Consider the following 16,844-nt stretch of genomic DNA (forward strand, 5'->3'; position numbering starts at 1 on the left):
CGCTGTCACCGCTGTGTGGTGAGCCTGTGCCCCGTCTGTGAGTCCCCTGCCGGGCCGGGGGCGAGGGGCAGCGCGACCTCGAAGGCGGTGCGGCCGGGCGCACTGTGCACCTCGACCCGCCCGCCGTGCGCCGAGACGACGGCCTGCACGATGGCGAGGCCGAGGCCCGTGGAGCCGGCGGCGCGGGAGCGGGAGGCGTCCCCCCGGGCGAAGCGCTCGAAGACGTGGGGCAGGAGCTCGGGCGGGATGCCGGGGCCGTCGTCCTCGACGCGGAGCCGGACGGCGGATGTTTCACGTGAAACACGGGCCGTGACGGTGGTGCCGGGCGGGGTGTGGGTGCGGGCGTTGGCGAGGAGGTTCACCAGGACCTGCTGGATCCGGGCCGCGTCGGCCCGTACGGGCGCGGGCTCGTCGGGCAGTGCCAGGTGCCAGTGGTGGTCGGGGCCGGCGGCCCGCGCGTCGCTGACGGCGTCGACGACGAGGGGGGCCAGGTCGGTGTCGGCGGTGGACAGCGGGCGGCCCGCGTCGAGGCGGGCGAGCAGCAGGAGGTCCTCGACCAGACCGGTCATCCGGGTGGCCTCGGACTCGATCCGGCCCAGCGCGTGCCGGGTGTCGGGGCCCGGCTCCTCACGTCCCCGGCGGGTCAGTTCGGCGTATCCCCGGATGGAGGCCAGCGGGGTGCGCAGCTCGTGGCTGGCGTCGGCGACGAACTGGCGGACCCGCATCTCGCTCTGCTGGCGGGCGGTGAGCGCGGAGGAGACGTGGCCCAGCATCCGGTTGAGGGCGGCGCCGACCTGGCCGACCTCGGTGCGGGGGTCGGCCTCGGCGTCGGGCACCCGCTCGTGCAGGTCGGGTTCGCCCCGGTGCAGGGGGAGTTCGGAGACGCGGGTGGCGGTGGCGGCGACCCGGCGCAGCGGGCGCAGGGCGACCCCGATCAGGGCCTGTCCGGCGAGGGAGGCGGCGATCAGCCCGGCGAGGGTGACGGAGACCTCGACCCCGACGAGGGTGCCGACCGTACGGTCGACGTCGCGGAGCGGGATGGCGAGGACCAGGCTGCCGTCGGCGGCGCTGCGCACCCGGTAGCCGCCGAGTCCCGGCAGCTCCGCCGCCACCGGCCCGGGGCGGCCGTGCGCGGCTCGGCGGGCGGCGGCGAGGAGGGCCTCGGACTGGGTCTCGTCGAGGGGGCGGACGTGGTCGAGGGGGGAGCCGTCGCCGGAGGAGCTGAGCCCGGAGGCGAGGACCTTGCCGTCGGGGCCGAGGCGGATCCCCGCGGTGCCGGTCGGGTTTCCCGGGGCCAGGACGAAGCCGAGGCTGTTCTCGCGGGCCGCCTTCCCTGCGCCGGGGCCGCGGAAGGCCATGTCCAGGGAGACGCTCAGCTGCTCGTCGAGCCGGTCGACCAGGTACGAGCGCAGCGCGAGGGTGGTGACGGTGCCGATGGCCGCCCCCACGACGGCGATCAGCGCCACCGCCGAGACGACGAGCCGGGTCCGCAGGGACCAGCGGCGGCGGAGCAGGGGTGGGCGCAGGGCCACTACTCGGCCGGCTTGATCAGGTAGCCGGCGCCGCGCCGGGTGTGGATCATCGGAGGCAGTCCGGTGCCGCCCTCCAGCTTCCGGCGCAGGTACGAGATGTAGAGCTCGACGACGTTGGCCTGGCCGCCGAAGTCGTAGGACCAGACCCGGTCCAGGATCTGCGCCTTGCTGAGCACCCGGCGCGGGTTGCGCATCAGGTAGCGCAGCAGCTCGAACTCGGTGGCGGTGAGGTGGACCTCCTGGCCTCCGCGCACCACTTCGTGGCTGTCCTCGTCGAGGCTCAGGTCCCCGACGGTCAGGACCGAGCCGCCCCGGGCCGCCTGGGCGGCGCCGGAGCGGCGGACCAGACCGCGCAGCCGGGCGACGACCTCCTCCAGGCTGAAGGGCTTGGTGACGTAGTCGTCGCCGCCCGCCGTCAGGCCGGCGATCCGGTCCTCGACGGAGTCCTTGGCCGTCAGGAACAACACCGGGACCTGCGGGATCTCACGGCGCAGCCGGCCGAGGACGGCCAGCCCGTCCATGTCGGGAAGCATGATGTCGAGGACCACGACGTCGGGGCGGAACTCCCGCGCGGCCCGTACCGCGCCGACTCCGTCGCCGGCGCTGCGGACCTCGCAGCCCTCGTAGCGCAGGGCCATGGACAGCAGCTCGGAGAGCGAGGCCTCGTCGTCGACGACGAGGACCCGGCAGGGTCCGCCGTCGGGCCGCACCAGGGCCGTCGGGGTGCCGGTGGACGTGGACGCGTGGGAGGTGGTCGTCGCAGTCATGACTTCACGTTGGGCGCCGCCTCTGAGAGCGTTCTTGCCCCTTCCTGTGAATCTCCTGAGAAACGCCGCTCAGGAAACGGGGGCCGGCCCGAGCCCGAACAGGCGGGCGCCGTTGTCGTGGCAGACGGCCCGCAGCCAGTCGTCGCCGAGGCCGAGGCGTTCGAGGGCCTGGAGCTGGTGCTCGTAGGGGTAGGGGATGTTCGGGAAGTCGGTGCCCAGCAGGATCCGGTCCCCGAGGTCCGCGAGCCGTGCGAGCTCCGCGGGCGGGAAGCCGTTGAGCCGCTCGGAGAAGTCGGTGAAGACCATCGTGGTGTCGAGGAGGACCCCGGGGTGGCGGTCGGCCAGGTCGAGGAAGTCGACGTACTCGGGCATGCCCATGTGGGCGATGATCAGCCGCAGGCCGGGTGTGCGCTCCAGCAGCCGGCCGACGGGCCCCGGACCGGTGTACTTGGCCGCCACGGGGCCGGAACCGCAGTGGATCACGGTCGGGATCCCGGCCTCGGCCAGCAGCCCCCACACCGCCTCCAGCCGCTCGTCGTTCGGGTCGTACCCGCCGACCTGGAGGTGCGCCTTGAAGACGCGGGCCCCGCCCTCCACGGCCCGGCGGACGTACGCCGCCGCGCCCTCCTCGGGGAAGAAGGTGGCGGTGGGCAGGCAGTCGGGGGTGCGGGCGGCGAATTCCGCGGCCCAGGAGTTGAGCCAGGCGGCCATCGCGGGCTTGTGCGGGTAGAGCATGGAGGTGAAGGCCCGGACCCCGAACTCCCGCAGCAGCGCGACCCGCTGCTCCTCCTCGTGCCGGTAGGTGATGGGCCACGGGACCCCGGTGAGCGGGCCGAACCCGTCGAAGTAGTCCCAGACCTTGGTCAGGACCCGCTCGGGCATGAAGTGCGTGTGCACGTCGACCAGTCCGGGCAGTCCGAGCCGCTCACGGAAGGCGCGGAGCGTCTCAGCCGTTGCGGGCAAAGCCGTGGCTCCGCTCTACGGTCGCGACGTGCAGGGTGTAGCTCTCGTACCAGTGGGCGCGGCCCTGCTTCATCGCCGCCTGGTGTTCCATGTCCTCCCGCCACACGCCCAGGGAATCGTGGTCGCGGAAGTAGGCGACGGTGATCCCGAGGCCTCCGGGGGTGCGCGCGGACTCGTAGCCGAGGAAGCCGGGGTTGTCGGCGACGAGCTCGTTCATCCGGGCATTGGTCTCGGGGTATCCGCTCTCGTCGGGGGTGCGGACGTTGCTGAATACGGCCATTACATAAGGCGGTTCGAACGCCTGAACGGGCTGGATGCTCATGCCCTCCACCCTCGGCGGACGGCCCCCGGCATGTCCACCGCAAACGGCCCCGGAAGGCCAAAGGGATCCAAGTTTTGACCTGGCCCGGCGGGACGGCCCCCGCGTCAGAACAGGCCGTCCTGCGCGGCCGGGGGCACCACCGGGGGAATGTCCGCGAGCGGCACGTCGGTGACGGCCTCCGCGGCCGCCGCGGCCAGTTCCCAGCCGACCAGCAGCCGGGTGTCCAGCACGAGCCCGTCGGCGAAGTGCAGGTCCGGCCCGGCGGCGCCCACGAGCCGGCCCGCCACGGTCCCGCCCGGCACCAGTTCCGTGACCACCCGGGCCGGAGCGGGCAGGCCGTCCGGCCAGAACACCCCGGCGTGGTCGGTGACCTCGCAGCCCACCCGTTCCAGGGAATCGGGCCACCCGGGCAGCGCGGCGGCGCGGGCGTGCAGCTCGGCGACCTCCCGGGCCCGCTCGGGCCCGGCCGGCAACCGCGCCCGTACGGCGCGCTTGCGGGCGTACGCGATCCGGTCGGGCACCCCGAGGGCGGCGCGCAGCAGTTCCTCGGTCCGGCGCGCGGCCATCAGGGGGCCGCGCCCCAGCCAGGCCCAGGTGACCGCCCCCTGTTCCAGCAGCCGGACGGCCCCGCGCTCCTCGGCGGTGATGCCGACCTTGACCATCCCGGGCCCGAACCAGGCCAGGTACACCCGGTACGTGCGCGGATCGGCGGCGTTGGTGTCGGCGGCCACCGAGAAGGACCGGTCGAGGCGGGCGCACTCCGGGCACTGGGCCGATCCCGTCCGCCCGGGTACGGTCCGGGCCGCCGGGCACGGGGTCCGCTTGCCGGCCCGCCGCACCCCCGGGCAGCGCCGCTCGCCCCGCGCCTCGAAGGCCAGGGGCCGCCCGTACCCGAGGGGGCCGGCGCGCTCCCGGCCGGCCGGGTCGCACCAGCCGATGGCGGGGCCGCCGCCGCTCCACCGGATGCCCGTGCAGCGCCAGGTCACAGCGGGAGTGAGCGCTCGAAGAAGGTCTCCAGCACCACGGTGGCCTGGGTGCCGCTGACCCCGTCGATGGCGTAGAGGCGGCGCAGGACGTCCTGCAGCTGCCCGGTCGTGGCCGTGCGCACCTTGACCATGACGGACGCGCTGCCCGCGATGATGTGCGCCTCCTGGATCTCGGCGATGGCCTCGAAGGCCTCACGCGAGTCCCCCATCCAGGCGCGGGAGTCGACCAGGACGTAGGCGAGCACCCCGCTGCCGACCGCGGCCGGGTCCACGTCGACGGTCGTGCGCCGGATGACCCCGCGCTCTCGCAGTTTGCGCACCCGCTCGTGGGTGGCGCCGGCCGACAGCCCGACGGCCGCGCCGAGGGCGGCGTAGGACTGGCCCGCGTCCTCCTGGAGGCGCCGGACGAGTGCCCGGTCGATGTCGTCCACGCGCTGTTCCTCCCCTGGGACCCGCAGCTCTTGCGAAGACGGTACCTGATCCTGCAATCTCACGATCACGCCGAACAAAATTCGGCTCACCACTCAAATGGGGGAACAATGTCAGGCATTGCCGACCTCGCCTTGTACGAGATCCTGGATGAACGTTTCCGTACCGGCCGCTGCGCCAATGGCGACCTGCGCCTGGAGCGGCTCCACGACGACTGCCGCTGGGCCGAGGGCCCGCTGTACCTGCCGGCCTGGCGCCAGCTGGTGTGGAGCGACATCCCCAACGACCGGATGCTGCGCTGGGACGAGGCCACCGGCGCGGTCTCCGTCTTCCGCTCCGCGGCCGGGCACTCCAACGGCAACACCCTCGACCGGGAAGGCCGCCTGATCACCTGTGAGCAGGGCAACCGGCGCGTCACCCGCACCGAGCCCGACGGCCGGATCACCGTCATCGCCGACCGCTACGACGGCAAGCGGCTCAACAGCCCGAACGACGCGGTGGTCCGCTCCGACGGCTCGGTCTGGTTCTCCGACCCCGACTTCGGCATCACCAACGACTACGAGGGCCGGCGCGCGCCGAGCGAGATCGGCGCCTGCAACCTCTACCGCGCCGACCCGGCCACCGGCGAGGTCCGGCTCGTCGCGGACGGCTTCCTCGGCCCGAACGGCCTGGTCTTCTCCCCCGACGAGAGCGAGCTGTACGCGGCCGACACCCGCGCGGGTCACATCCGCGCCTTCAAGGTCGGCGACGACGGCACCCTCGGCGGGGACAGGATCTTCACGGCCTGTCCCTCGGTGGACAACATCCGCTTCGACGACGAGGGCCGGCTCTGGGCGGCCGCGATGGAGTCGGGGGTGCACTGCTACGCGGCGGACGGCGACCTGATCGGCCGCCTGCGCGTCCCGGAGCCCGTCTCGAACATCGCCTTCGGCGGCCCGAAGAACAACCGTCTCTTCATCACCGCCACCACCTCGCTCTACTCCCTGGTGATGTCGGTGACGGGCCTGCCCCGCGTCCTGCCCGCCCGGCCGTAGGGGCCCGCCCGCGGTCGGCGCCGGGGGCCGTCCGTCACCCGGACGGCCCCCGGCAGCCGCCCGACCGGGCTAGCGGGCCACGAACTGGGTCAGGATCGCCTGGACCTCGTAGATGTCCACGCCCTTGGTGAAGGTCTTCTCGATCGGTGCCGCACTGCCCGATATCCAGATCTTCAGCTCGGCATCCAGATCGAAGTGCCCGGCCGTCTCCACGGAGAAGTGCGTGATGCTCCGGTACGGGATCGAGTGGTACTCGACCTTCTTACCGGTGAGGCCCTGCTTGTCGACCAGCACCAGGCGCCGGTCGGTGAACAGGATCGTGTCCCGGATCAACAGGTACGCGGCGTGCACCTGCTCCCCGTGGCCCATCAGCCGGGCGTAGTCCCGCTGCGCCGAGGCGGGGTCGATGTGGTGGGCATTCCCGAACAGACCCATGGAGTCCCCCTTCAAAGGTTCAAAAGACCGTCTGACCGCGAAGGCTATCCACGGGGACGTGAGGACAACGCAAGAGGCCCCCCGGTGAACCGGGGGGCCTCTTCGGCTGTGCACTCGGCAGGATTCGAACCTGCAACCTTCTGATCCGTAGTCAGATGCTCTATCCGTTAAGCTACGAGTGCTTGGGCTTCCCGGGGTTTTGCGCCCCGTTGGCCTTGCGAGAACAACAATACATGGACCTCGCCGGGACGCGAAATCCATTAGCCGCATGGCGTCTGACCTGCGAAAACGTCCCAGAAGAAGATCGTCCGACCGGATCCGCGACCGGTCTGGAGCCCGCCGGGTTACCCACCGGGGGCCATCCGAAACCCCGAACCTGCGAGCCCGGCGGGCAGGGGCCCCGCGTCCGACCCCTGAACGCACCGAAGCCCCGGTCCGTGAGGACCGGGGCTTCGTGAGTGCGGAGGCGGAGGGATTTGAACCCTCGATGGGGTGTAAGCCCCAAACCGCATTAGCAGTGCGGCGCCATAGACCGGACTAGGCGACGCCTCCAGCACACCCTCGCGTACGAAGGTGCGTGCAGATGATGACACAGCCGCAGGGCCGGTCACCAATCCGCTCCCACGGTACAAGGCGCCGGGCCCGCAGGGCAAAGCCTTAAGGCACGGAACGTCGGAGCGGGCGCGTCGTTGGTGAGGCGTACGACGTACGGACGACCTGGAGTGCCCCATGCTGCGTCTCGCCGCCTTCGCCGTCACCTCCGCCCTGGCCGCCGCGGCCGCCGGCCCGCTGCCACCGCTGCCCCTCGGACGGCTGCTGGCGTCCCCCGACCGCCTCACCGTCGCCGTGTCCGACACCGGCAACCGCCGGATCGACGGCGAGTACCGGCTGGAATGCCGCCCGGTCGGCGGCGACCACCCCGAGGCCAAGGAAGCCTGCGACCGCCTGGAGCGGCTCTCCAGGGAGGGCAAGGACCCCTTCGCCGCCGAACCCAGGCGCCGGCTGTGCACCTTCCAGGACGGCGGGCCCGCCAAGGCCCGCATCACGGGAACCTGGCACGGACGGAAGGTGGACAGCACGTTCGACCGGAAGAACGGATGCGACATCGCCCGTTGGAACGACATGGAACCTGTGCTTCCGAGTGCGCGTTCCTGACCTGGGAGGATGTGGCGGATGCACGGTTTCCCCCGTACATCCGCCACCTCGCCGCGGGACGGTGCCCTTAGACTCCTCCCGTGACATGCCGGTAGTCGTGGTCAGGGAGGAAGCTCGTCGTGAGCAGCAGGCCATCCCGAGGCGCTGCTCGCCTCGCAGCAATACTCGACGCGCTTCCGGACGCGCTGTTGCTCGTCAACGCCAACGGCACGGTCGTCAACGCGAATTCGATCGCCCTTGAGGTCATGGAGAGTCCCGGCACGGGTCTCGTCGGCCGCGGGGTGCTCGACCTCCTGCCGGAGTTCGACTCCAAGCTGATCCCCGGTTCGATGCGCCGTCCCGGCGACGACGAGGACGGCCGCGCCCGGCCCAAGCGGATGACCGCGCGCCGCACCGACGGCAGCGAGTTCCCCGTCGAGGTCACCAGCGCCCACCTCGACGGCCGTGACGCCTACCGCGAGCCCCAGCCCGCCTACACCGGCGACGAACTGCTGATGCTCGTCGTACGGGACCTCTCCGAGACCGTGGACACCGAGGCCGAGCTGGCCCGCTCCCAGCGGCAGACCGAGATGATCCTGCGCGCCGCCGCCGAAGGCGTCGTGGGCACGGACACCGACGGCCGGGTCGTCCTGGTCAACCCCGCCGCCGCGCAGATCCTCGGGTATCGCGCCACCGACCTCGGCAACCGCGAGCTCCACGGGCTGATCCAGCACTCGCGCGCCGACGGCTCCCCCTTCCCCTTCGACGAGTCCCCGCTCGCCGACACCCTGCGCAGCGGGCGCAAGCACCGGGTCCGCGGCCAGGTGCTGTGGAACAAGGCCGGCCAGCCCGTCGCCGTCGACCTGACCACCTCGCCCGTACGGGACGGGGAGCTGCTCGTCGGCGCCGTCATGACCTTCACCGACCGGCGCCCGTACGACGCCCTCGCCGCGCGCCACGCCCAGCTGATCGCCGTCCTCGGCGAGTCGCTGCGCGGCCCGCTGGAGGAGCTGCGCGGGGAACTGGCCACCCTGGCCGCCGACGACGCGGGACAGCTGTGGCCCGAGGCCAACCAGCTGCTGCACCATCTGGCCGCCGGCTACTCGCGGATGACCACCCTGGTGGACAACGTGCTGGGCTACCAGCGGCTGGACGCGGGCAGCGACAAGCTCAAGAAGAAGAACGTCCTGATCAATACGGTCGTCGCGGCCGGTATCGACGGGGCCGTCGAGCTGATCGGCCCCGGGCGGGTGCAGTTCGCCGTCCACGCGCCGACCATCGAGGCCGAGGTGGACGCGCAGCGGATCTCCACCGCCCTCGCGCACCTGGTCGCGGACGTCGCGGGCGTGGACGCCACCGGCAAGACGCCCCAGGGCAGCGGCTACATGGACTCCACGATCGTGGTGGCCGCCGCGCAGCGCGGTGACGTCGTACGGATCGAGGTGCGCGGCCCCTACGAGGGCGGCGACCCCGTGCACGGACCGATCGTGCGGGGCATCGTCGCCGCACACGGCGGGGTCCTGCAGACGGTGGAGGTGCCGGGCGCGCCCGGCGGGGCGTTCGTGCTGGAGCTGCCGCTGGGTTCGGGAGCCGGGACGGTGACCCTGCCCGAGCCCGAACCGGAGCCGGAGCCGGACGCGGCCGACGGCCGCGAGGAGGCCTCCGGGGAGGGCGGACCCGGCCGGACCGGCGCTCCCGCCGGGCGGCGGGCCCGGCGCGGGGTGGACGCCTTCCTGGACGACGACGGCGACCGGGAGAAGCCCTCCGGGGCCCGTGAGGCCGGGGGCGCACTGGCGCTGCCGTCCGGGCGGCGCCGCGCCGACGGCAGCCCCGCCGAGGGCCCTTCCGGCCCCGCGGAACTCGCGCAGTCCCCGGTGAACCCGGCCGGGCTGGGCACCGGGCGCCGACGGGGCCGCGACGGCGACGGCAGCGAGGTCCCGGGTGGGCTCGAACTGCCGGGCGCAGCGCGTCCCGTACCGCCACAGGGCACCGCCATGCCGGCGCTGCCGCCCGTGCCGACGGTGCCCCCGGTTCCGGTGACCGAACATCCCGCCGGACGCCGCCGGGCGCTGGGTACCGCGGCCGCGTCGGCGCGGCCCGGCACCGGTCCGGCGCCGGCCTCCGGGCTCGGGGCTCCCGTCGCGCAGCGGCCGGTCGCCCCCGAGGGCGGCTTCGCACTGCCCGCGGGTCCGGCTCCGGCCGGCCCTGCCGTCCCTCCCGCTTCCGCTTCCGCTTCCGCCCCYGCGGCGGCGTCCCCCGGCACCGGTGAGACCGACGGGGACTCCGACGGACCGGGCGGGCGTCGGGGCCGACGGGTGCTCGGCGCGCCCGCCGGCAGCGAGCCTCAGACCCCCGCCGCCACCGCCGACGAGGGGGAAGCCGTACCTCCGACCGGGCGTCGGCGTGCGCTGCCCGCTCCCGCCGCGTGGCCCGTTCCGGCGGCCCGGACCGCCCCCGAGGACACCGACGGCGCCGGCCGGGCCGCCGCCGTTCCCGCCGCCCGGCAGGCCGCTGACGCCCCGGCGGGCGCGGGGCAGCCGATCAGCGTGCGCGCGCTCGGCACCCTGGGCCAGGGCATCTCCGTGGACCCCTCCGCGGCAAGCACCGGTGGGTCCGGGCCCGGCCGTCGGCGCCGGCTCTCCGAACCGGCCCCCCAGGGACGCACCTTCGCCATAGGCGCCCCCGAGGCCGGCGCCGCCGAGGGTCCCGAGCCGCTGGACGGCCCCGGTGGCGCCGTCGAGGTGGTCAACCGCCCCGTTCCGCTTCCCGTGGACGACGAGCTGCCGCCCGAGCCGCTGGACAACCCGCGCCGGCTGCTGGTGTGGCCCGCGCCGGACGCCCAGACGCAGCAGGCGCTCAGCGACCGCGGCTACCGCCCGGTGATCGTGCACTCCCGTGAGGAGGTGGACGCGCAGATCGCGGCGTTCCCCGCCGCACTGTTCGTCGACCCGCTGACCGGGCCGATCACCCGGACCGCCCTGCAGTCCCTGCGCCAGGCCGCGGTGGCCGCCGAGGTGCCCGTACTCGTGACGGCCGGGCTGGGACACGCCACGCGGGAGGCCGCGTACGGCGCCGATCCGGCCGTGCTGCTGAAGGCCCTCGCGCCCCGCGACAGCGAGCAGCACCCTTCCCGGGTACTGCTCATCGAGGAGCACGAGGAGATCGCGACCGCGCTGACCGCCGCGCTGGAGCGGCGCGGCCTGCAGGTCGCGCGGGCCGGCGCGGACACGGACGCCGTGGAGCTGGCGACCCGGATGCGGCCCAACCTGGTGGTCATGGACCTGATGCAGGTGCGGCGGCGGCGGGCCGGGATCGTGGACTGGCTGCGCGCCAACGGGCAGCTGAACCGCACTCCGCTGGTCGTCTACACGGCCACCGGCATCGAGTCGGCCCAACTGCCGCGGCTGGCCTCCGGCGAGAGCGTGCTGTTCCTCGCCGAGCGGTCCACGACGGCCGACGTGCAGGGCCGCATCGTGGACCTGCTGGCCAAGATCGGGACCAACTAGTCATCCTGGCCCGATGGCCATCACCAGCACGTCCGAGCAGACCGTACCCGCCGACAACGGAGAGGTGAACCTGCTCATCGCGCGGCAGGTGGAGCCCGGGCACGAGGAGGCCTTCGAGGCCTGGGCCCACGGGATCCTGGAGACCGCCGCCGGATTCCCGGACCACCTCGGGTACGGACTCTTCCGGCCGGCGGAGGAGGGCGGGCCCTGGTTCCTGGTGCACCGCTTCCGCAACCAGGCGGCGTTCCAACGCTGGCAGGACTCCCCGGAGCGGGCGCAGTGGTTCTCGAACTGCCTCGGCCACCACCACACCGAGATAGCCCGGCGCGAGCTGCAGGGCATGGAGACCTGGTTCGCCAAGCCGGGTACGACCCGGCCCGCGCCGCCCCGCTGGAAGATGGTGATCAGCTCGGGGCTGGCCATCTTCCCGATCTCGCTCGCGGGCAACGCGGTGCTCGGGCCGTACCTGGTGGACGTCAACTTCGTGCTGCGGACCGCCGCCTTCGCGGTGGTCTTCAGCACCCTGATGACCTACGTGGCCATGCCCGCGGTCAGCAGGCTGCTGCGGCCCTGGCTCACGCGCGGCTGATCAGGCCAAGGTGGTCACGTCGAGGTCGCCGTCGGCGTACTGCTTGCGGATCACCTTCTTGTCGAACTTGCCGACGCTCGTCTTCGGTACCGCCTCCACCACCGTCCAGCGCTCCGGCAGCTGCCACTTGGCGATCGACTCGGAGAGGAAGGCGCGCAGTCCCGCGTAGTCCACCGTGGCGCCCTCCTTGAGGACCACCGTGGCCAGCGGGCGCTCGCCCCACTTCTCGTCCGGGACCGCGACGACGGCGGCCTCGGCCACCTCGGGATGCGCCATCAGCGCGTTCTCCAGTTCCACGCTGGAGATCCACTCGCCGCCGGACTTGATGACGTCCTTGGCCCGGTCGGTCAGGGTGAGGTAGCCGTCGGGGCTGATCACGCCGACGTCCCCGGTCTTGAGCCAGCCGTCGGCGCTGAACTTGTCCTCCGGGCGAAGGGGTTCCCCGGCCGCGCCCCCGTAGTAGGCGCCCGCGATCCAGTTGCCGCGCACCTCCAGCTCGCCCGCGGCCTCCCCGTCCCAGGGCAGGCGGTCGCCGCCGGGGCCGATGAGGCGGGCCTCGACGCCCGCCGGGAAGCGGCCCTGGGTGACCCGGTACGGCCACTCCTCCTCGGCGCTCAGCCCGGCCGGCGGGTGCGCCATGGTGCCGAGCGGGGAGGTCTCCGTCATGCCCCAGGCGTGGCAGAGCCGGACGCCGAGCTTGTCGTAGGCCTCCATCAGGGAGGGCGGACAGGCCGCGCCGCCGATGGTGACCTGCTTCATCGAGGTCAGGTCGCGCGGGCGGGCGGTGACCTCGGCGAGCAGGCCCTGCCAGATGGTCGGGACGGCCGCGGCGTGCGTGGGCTTCTCGCGCTCGATCATGTCGGCGAGCGGGGCGGGCTGCAGGAACCGGTCCGGCATCAGCATGTTGATGCCGGTCATGAAGGTGGCGTGCGGCAGGCCCCAGGCGTTCACGTGGAACTGGGGAACCACGACGAGGCTGGTGTCCCGGTCGGTGAGGCCCATCGACTCGGTCATGTTCACCTGCATGGAGTGCAGGTAGATGGACCGGTGGGAGTAGAGGACGCCCTTGGGCTCCCCGGTGGTGCCGGAGGTGTAGCACATGGCCGCGGCCTGGCGCTCGTCCAGCTCGGGCCAGTCGTAGTGGTCGGAGCGGCCCTCCAGGAGCTCCTCGTACTCGTGGACCCGTACGTCGAGTCCGTCGAGGACGGAGCGGTCGCCGATGCCCGTGACCACCACGTGCTCGACGGTCGGCAGGTGCGGCAGCAGGGGGGCCAGCAGCGGCAGCAGGGTGCCGTTGACCAGCACGACCCGGTCCGCGGCGTGGTTGACGATGAAGACCAGCTGCTCGGGCGGGAGCCGCAGGTTGAGCGTGTGCAGGACGGCGCCCATGGACGGGATCGCGAAGTACGCCTCCACGTGCTCCGCGTTGTTCCACATGAGGGTCGCGACCCGGTCTTCCTGCCGGACGCCGAGTTCGTCGCGGAGTGCGCCCGCGAGCCGGGTGGCGCGGGTACCGATCTCGGCGAAGCTGCGGCGGTGCGGCTCGGCCTCCCCGGTCCAGGTCGTGACCTGGGACTTCCCGTGGATCGTCATCCCGTGCTGCAGTATGCGGGTGACGAGGAGTGGTACGTCCTGCATGGTGCTCAGCAAAGCGTCCTCCCGGTGAGCGCTGCGGCGCTGCGGCGGCTGTCGGATGCTGCCGATTCTGTGCACATACCGGTCGGCATGTCACTACCCGGGAGTACAACAGCGGGGCGGATCACTGTCCGGGACCGCGGGCAGGTCGGTGTTTCACGTGAAACGACACCGCTGTTCGGGCGTCGGTTTTCGACGTCGGATTTCGGCGTCGGTGTTTCACGTGAAACATCGCAGGGCCGGGCGGGTTTGGGTCAGCGGACCGGGGTCAGCTCCGGGTCCTCGCGGAGCTTGACGAGCGCGCGGGAGACGGCGCTCTTGACCGTTCCGACCGAGACCCCGAGGAGCTCCGCGGTCTGCGCCTCGCTCAGGTCCTCGTAGTAGCGCAGGACGACCATGGCCCGCTGGCGGTCGGGCAGCCGCGTCACCGCGCGCCACATCGCGTCGCGCAGCGCCTGGGCCTCGGCGGGGTCGGCGGCCGGCGACTCCTCGACCTCCGGGATCTCGTCGCAGACGAACTCGTCGACCTTGCGCTTGCGCCACTGCGAGGTCCGGGTGTTGACCAGGGCCCGCCGGACGTAGCCGTCCAGAGCCCGGTGGTCCTCGATCCGGTCCCAGGCGGCGTAGGTCTTGGCGAGGGCCGTCTGGAGCAGGTCCTCGGCATCGCAGGGATTGGCGGTGAGGGACCGCGCCGTGCGCATCAGGACCGTGCCGCGCGTCCGGACGTACGCCGAGAACGACGGGTACGGCGTCGGGTTCGAGGCGAGTGTGCACACAGGCGTGGTCATGACTCCACGCTAGGAGCGGACGGCGCCCCTGGGATCGGCCGCAGGTGCCGAAGGCGGGTCCATCTCAGGTTGTAGGGCCGGGCCGCGACCCACCTCCTGTAGGTGGAGGAGGTGGGCGCGGACCGGGACTGCGGTCAGGCGTCGGCGCCCAGGATCAGCCCCGAGGTGGGCACCCCGGTTCCGGCCGTGACGAGCACGTGCCCGGCGCCGGTGACCTGGTTGACGGAGGTGCCCCGCAGCTGGCGGACGGCCTCGGCGATGCCGTTCATGCCGTGCAGGTACGCCTCCCCGAGCTGGCCGCCGTGCGTGTTGAGCGGGAGCGCGTCGGCGGCGACGAAGTCGGCGGCCTCGCCCGGTCCGCAGAAGCCGAACTCCTCCAGCTGCATGAGCACGAAGGGGGAGAAGTGGTCGTAGAGGACGGCCACGTCGATGTCCGCGGGGCTCAGGCCGCTGGTGCGCCACAGCTGTCGGGCGACCACGTCCATCTCCGGGAGCCCGGTGAGGTCGTCGCGGTAGAAGGAGGTCATCGCCTCCTGACGGCGGCCGGCCCCCTGCGCGGCCGCGGTGATCACGGCGGGACGTCGGCGCAGGTCCCGGGCCCGCTCGGCAGTGGTGACGACGAGGGCCTGGCCGCCGTCCGTCTCCTGGCAGCAGTCCAGGAGCCGCAGGGGCTCCACGATCCAGCGGGAGGCGGCGTGGTCGGCGAGGGTGATGGGCTTGCCGTGGAAATAGGCGGCGGGGTTGTTCGCCGCGTGCCGTCGGCCGGTGACCGCGACGTGGCCGAAGGCCTCGGGGGTCAGGTGGTACGCGTGCAGGTAGCGCTGGGCCGCCATGGCCACCCAGGAGGCCGGGGTGAGCAGGCCCCAGGGCAGGGCCCAGCCGAGGGCCGCGCCCTCCGCCGAGGGCTCGCGCTGCTGGACCCCGGAGCCGAAGCGGCGCCCGGAGCGCTCGTTGAAGGCGCGGTAGCAGACCACCACCTCGGCCACCCCCGTGGCGACGGCGAGGGCGGCCTGCTGGACGGTGGCGCAGGCGGCGCCACCGCCGTAGTGGATGCGGGAGAAGAAGGAGAGGTCCCCGATGCCGGCCGCCTGGGCCACCGTGATCTCGGGGCTGGTGTCCATCGTGAAGGTGACCATGCCGTCCACGTCGGCGGGGGTGAGGCCGGCGTCATCGAGGGCGGCGTGGACCGCCTCGACCGCGAGCTTGAGCTCGCTGCGGCCGGAGTCCTTGGAGAACTCGGTCGCGCCGATGCCGGCGATGGCGGCCCGGCCGCCGAGGTCGTCCCGGGTGCGGACGCTCATGCCCGGGCCTCCAGGGCGACGGTCACGGTGCCCGTGACGTGGTGGCCGATGCGGTTGGCGCCGACGACCCGGATCTCGACCGTGTCCCCGTCGAGGGCGCTGACGGTGCCGGTGAGGGTCATGGTGTCACCGGGGTGGTTGGGGGCGCCCAGGCGGATGGCTACCTTGCGCAGGACGGCGTGCGGGCCGAGGTGGTCGGTGACGTAGCGGCCGACCAGGCCGTTGGTGGTCAGGATGTTCATGAAGATGTCCGGGGAGCCCTTCTCGCGGGCGAGTTCCGCGTCGTGGTGCACGTCCTGGTAGTCACGTGAGGCGATGGCACCCGCGACGATCAGGGTGCGGGTGACCGGGATCTCCAGGGGCGGCAGTGCGTCGCCGACGTTCATGCGCTCTCCTCCTGCGTCACGGCGAGGGTGTCGCCCAGCTCTGCCAGCAGTGCGCTGCCGCAGCCCAGGTAGGCGTCCAACTGGCGCCCCCAGAGGAAGTGCCGGTGGACGGGGTGGTCCAGGTCGGCGCCCATGCCGCCGTGCAGGTGCTGGCCGGTGTGGACGACCCGCTTGCCCGCTTCCGAGGCCCACCAGGCCGCCGTGAGCGCGTGCTCTCGGGCCCCGAGCCCCTCGTCGATGCGCCAGGCCGCCTCGTACGCGGTGACCCTGATCGCCTCGGTGTCCATGTACGCGTCGGCGGCGCGGAGCATGACCCCCTGGTTCGTGGACAGCGGCCGGCCGAACTGCTCGCGGGTGGAGGTGTACTCGACCGCGCGGGCCAGGGAGCCGGCGCAGACACCCGCCTGGAGGCCGGCGAAGGCGGTGCGGGCGCCGGCGAGCACCCGGTCGTAGGCGTCCTCCCCGCCGAGCCGCTGCGCGACGGCGCCGGTCAGGGTCAGCCGGCCCGCCGACCAGGGGGCGGTGGTCTCCACCGGCGCCGTGGCCACGCCGGGCGCGTCCGTCCGTACGAACCACAGGGCCCGCTCGGCGTCGGGGACCAGTACGTGCGTGGCGTCGCGCAGCCAGGGGACTGCGGGCGCGGTGCCGGTGAGCCGGCCGTCGGGCGTGGCGGTGATCCGGCCGCGGTCCGGGAACGCGCCGGTGGCGACGGCCTCGCCGGAACCGAGGGCGGGCAGGAGGTCGGCGCGCTGGGCGGGGCTGCCGTGGGCGGCGACCGGCAGGATGCCGTACGCGCAGGTGGCGGCGTACGGGACCTGCGCGGTGGTGCGGCCCTGTTCCTCCAGCAGCAGGACCAGGCCGAGGAGGCCGACCTCCTCGACGGCCGCGGTCAGTCCGGCGGTGGTGAGGGCCTTCCACAGCTCGGCGTCGCTGTCGGTGCCCGCCGCGGCGAGGCGTTCGTGGGTGGCCAGGTCGCGGAAGATGCGGGCCGCGAGGCCGGCCGCCGCGGTCTGTTCCTCGGTGGGGTGGAAGTCCAC

16 protein-coding genes and 2 tRNA genes are annotated in these 16,844 nt (G+C 73.2%); 4 read left to right on the forward strand and 14 right to left on the reverse strand.

What is annotated here, in order from left to right; all coding sequences use genetic code 11:
• Positions 1-5: 5 nt before the first annotated feature.
• The 6 genes from AB4039_RS09335 to AB4039_RS09360 all read right to left on the reverse strand — a co-directional run bounded on the left by AB4039_RS09335 (position 6) and on the right by AB4039_RS09360 (position 5,001).
• Complete coding sequence (locus AB4039_RS09335) at positions 6-1,532, reverse strand: sensor histidine kinase (protein WP_266840472.1); 1,527 nt, start codon at positions 1,530-1,532, stop codon at positions 6-8.
• Complete coding sequence (locus tag AB4039_RS09340; protein WP_442270478.1) at positions 1,532-2,299, reverse strand: response regulator transcription factor; 768 nt, start codon at positions 2,297-2,299, stop codon at positions 1,532-1,534. The genes AB4039_RS09335 and AB4039_RS09340 overlap by 1 nt, the downstream gene beginning before the upstream one ends.
• 69 nt (positions 2,300-2,368) lie before the next feature.
• Positions 2,369-3,262 carry an amidohydrolase family protein gene (locus AB4039_RS09345; RefSeq protein WP_442270479.1) on the reverse strand — a complete coding sequence of 298 codons (894 nt, stop codon included), beginning with the start codon at positions 3,260-3,262 and terminating at the stop codon, positions 2,369-2,371.
• Positions 3,246-3,584: an antibiotic biosynthesis monooxygenase family protein gene (locus AB4039_RS09350; protein ID WP_266840469.1), complete on the reverse strand. Its 339-nt coding sequence runs from the start codon at positions 3,582-3,584 to the stop codon at positions 3,246-3,248. The genes AB4039_RS09345 and AB4039_RS09350 overlap by 17 nt, the downstream gene beginning before the upstream one ends.
• Before the next feature lie 104 nt (positions 3,585-3,688).
• On the reverse strand, positions 3,689-4,570 hold the full coding sequence (locus AB4039_RS09355) for a DUF2797 domain-containing protein (RefSeq protein WP_266840468.1): 882 nt from the start codon (positions 4,568-4,570) through the stop codon (positions 3,689-3,691).
• Positions 4,567-5,001 carry an Lrp/AsnC family transcriptional regulator gene (locus tag AB4039_RS09360; protein WP_266840466.1) on the reverse strand — a complete coding sequence of 145 codons (435 nt, stop codon included), beginning with the start codon at positions 4,999-5,001 and terminating at the stop codon, positions 4,567-4,569. The genes AB4039_RS09355 and AB4039_RS09360 overlap by 4 nt, the downstream gene beginning before the upstream one ends.
• A gap of 108 nt (positions 5,002-5,109) precedes the next feature.
• Between AB4039_RS09360 and AB4039_RS09365 the strand changes: the two genes are divergently transcribed.
• Positions 5,110-6,033, forward strand: a complete 924-nt coding sequence (locus AB4039_RS09365; RefSeq protein WP_266840465.1) for an SMP-30/gluconolactonase/LRE family protein — start codon at positions 5,110-5,112, stop codon at positions 6,031-6,033.
• 69 nt (positions 6,034-6,102) lie between these two features.
• Here AB4039_RS09365 and AB4039_RS09370 read toward each other — a convergent pair whose 3' ends face one another.
• From AB4039_RS09370 to AB4039_RS09380, 3 genes are all read right to left on the reverse strand, one after another.
• The gene (locus AB4039_RS09370; protein ID WP_266840464.1) at positions 6,103-6,468 is read right to left on the reverse strand and encodes a PH domain-containing protein; all 366 of its coding nucleotides are present in this window, start codon (positions 6,466-6,468) and stop codon (positions 6,103-6,105) included.
• Between the two features lie 109 nt (positions 6,469-6,577).
• Positions 6,578-6,650: transfer RNA gene (locus AB4039_RS09375), tRNA-Arg, on the reverse strand.
• A gap of 279 nt (positions 6,651-6,929) precedes the next feature.
• Positions 6,930-7,020: transfer RNA gene (locus AB4039_RS09380), tRNA-Ser, on the reverse strand.
• A 177-nt stretch (positions 7,021-7,197) separates the two neighbouring features.
• On the opposite strand from AB4039_RS09380, the gene AB4039_RS09385 reads away from it, so the two are divergent.
• From AB4039_RS09385 to AB4039_RS09395, 3 genes are all read left to right on the forward strand, one after another.
• Positions 7,198-7,623 carry an SSI family serine proteinase inhibitor gene (locus AB4039_RS09385; protein ID WP_266840462.1) on the forward strand — a complete coding sequence of 142 codons (426 nt, stop codon included), beginning with the start codon at positions 7,198-7,200 and terminating at the stop codon, positions 7,621-7,623.
• A gap of 119 nt (positions 7,624-7,742) precedes the next feature.
• Positions 7,743-11,108, forward strand: coding sequence for a PAS domain-containing protein (locus AB4039_RS09390; RefSeq protein WP_442270480.1), 3,366 nt, complete (start codon positions 7,743-7,745; stop codon positions 11,106-11,108).
• A gap of 13 nt (positions 11,109-11,121) precedes the next feature.
• The gene (locus AB4039_RS09395; RefSeq protein WP_266840459.1) at positions 11,122-11,697 is read left to right on the forward strand and encodes an antibiotic biosynthesis monooxygenase; all 576 of its coding nucleotides are present in this window, start codon (positions 11,122-11,124) and stop codon (positions 11,695-11,697) included.
• Here AB4039_RS09395 and AB4039_RS09400 read toward each other — a convergent pair whose 3' ends face one another.
• From AB4039_RS09400 to AB4039_RS09420, 5 genes are all read right to left on the reverse strand, one after another.
• A complete protein-coding gene (locus AB4039_RS09400; RefSeq protein ID WP_266840458.1) occupies positions 11,698-13,347 on the reverse strand; it encodes a long-chain fatty acid--CoA ligase in 1,650 nt (549 codons plus the stop codon). It lies immediately after the preceding gene.
• Positions 13,348-13,586: 239 nt separating this feature from the next.
• Positions 13,587-14,120 carry a SigE family RNA polymerase sigma factor gene (locus AB4039_RS09405; RefSeq protein WP_266840456.1) on the reverse strand — a complete coding sequence of 178 codons (534 nt, stop codon included), beginning with the start codon at positions 14,118-14,120 and terminating at the stop codon, positions 13,587-13,589.
• Positions 14,121-14,254: 134 nt separating this feature from the next.
• The gene (locus AB4039_RS09410; protein ID WP_266840454.1) at positions 14,255-15,421 is read right to left on the reverse strand and encodes a lipid-transfer protein; all 1,167 of its coding nucleotides are present in this window, start codon (positions 15,419-15,421) and stop codon (positions 14,255-14,257) included.
• Positions 15,418-15,807, reverse strand: coding sequence for a MaoC family dehydratase (locus AB4039_RS09415; RefSeq protein ID WP_266840453.1), 390 nt, complete (start codon positions 15,805-15,807; stop codon positions 15,418-15,420). Before AB4039_RS09415 ends, AB4039_RS09410 begins: the two co-directional genes overlap by 4 nt.
• Positions 15,804-16,844: an acyl-CoA dehydrogenase family protein gene (locus AB4039_RS09420; protein WP_266840452.1), complete on the reverse strand. Its 1,041-nt coding sequence runs from the start codon at positions 16,842-16,844 to the stop codon at positions 15,804-15,806. The genes AB4039_RS09415 and AB4039_RS09420 overlap by 4 nt, the downstream gene beginning before the upstream one ends.

The sequence above is a fragment of the Streptomyces sp. M-16 genome (assembly GCF_052114405.1).
GTDB lineage: Bacteria > Actinomycetota > Actinomycetes > Streptomycetales > Streptomycetaceae > Streptomyces.

Excerpts from the sequence above, each read along its gene's own strand:
- AB4039_RS09385 (WP_266840462.1), top strand. The coding sequence starts at position 7,198 with ATGCTGCGTCTCGCCGCCTTCGCCGTCACCTCCGCCCTGGCCGCCGCG.
- AB4039_RS09365 (WP_266840465.1), top strand. The coding sequence starts at position 5,110 with ATGTCAGGCATTGCCGACCTCGCCTTGTACGAGATCCTGGATGAACGT.
- AB4039_RS09395 (WP_266840459.1), top strand. The coding sequence starts at position 11,122 with ATGGCCATCACCAGCACGTCCGAGCAGACCGTACCCGCCGACAACGGA.
- AB4039_RS09350 (WP_266840469.1), bottom strand. The coding sequence starts at position 3,584 with ATGAGCATCCAGCCCGTTCAGGCGTTCGAACCGCCTTATGTAATGGCC.
- AB4039_RS09405 (WP_266840456.1), bottom strand. The coding sequence starts at position 14,120 with ATGACCACGCCTGTGTGCACACTCGCCTCGAACCCGACGCCGTACCCG.
- AB4039_RS09340 (WP_442270478.1), bottom strand. The coding sequence starts at position 2,299 with ATGACTGCGACGACCACCTCCCACGCGTCCACGTCCACCGGCACCCCG.
- AB4039_RS09370 (WP_266840464.1), bottom strand. The coding sequence starts at position 6,468 with ATGGGTCTGTTCGGGAATGCCCACCACATCGACCCCGCCTCGGCGCAG.
- AB4039_RS09410 (WP_266840454.1), bottom strand. The coding sequence starts at position 15,421 with ATGAGCGTCCGCACCCGGGACGACCTCGGCGGCCGGGCCGCCATCGCC.
- AB4039_RS09415 (WP_266840453.1), bottom strand. The coding sequence starts at position 15,807 with ATGAACGTCGGCGACGCACTGCCGCCCCTGGAGATCCCGGTCACCCGC.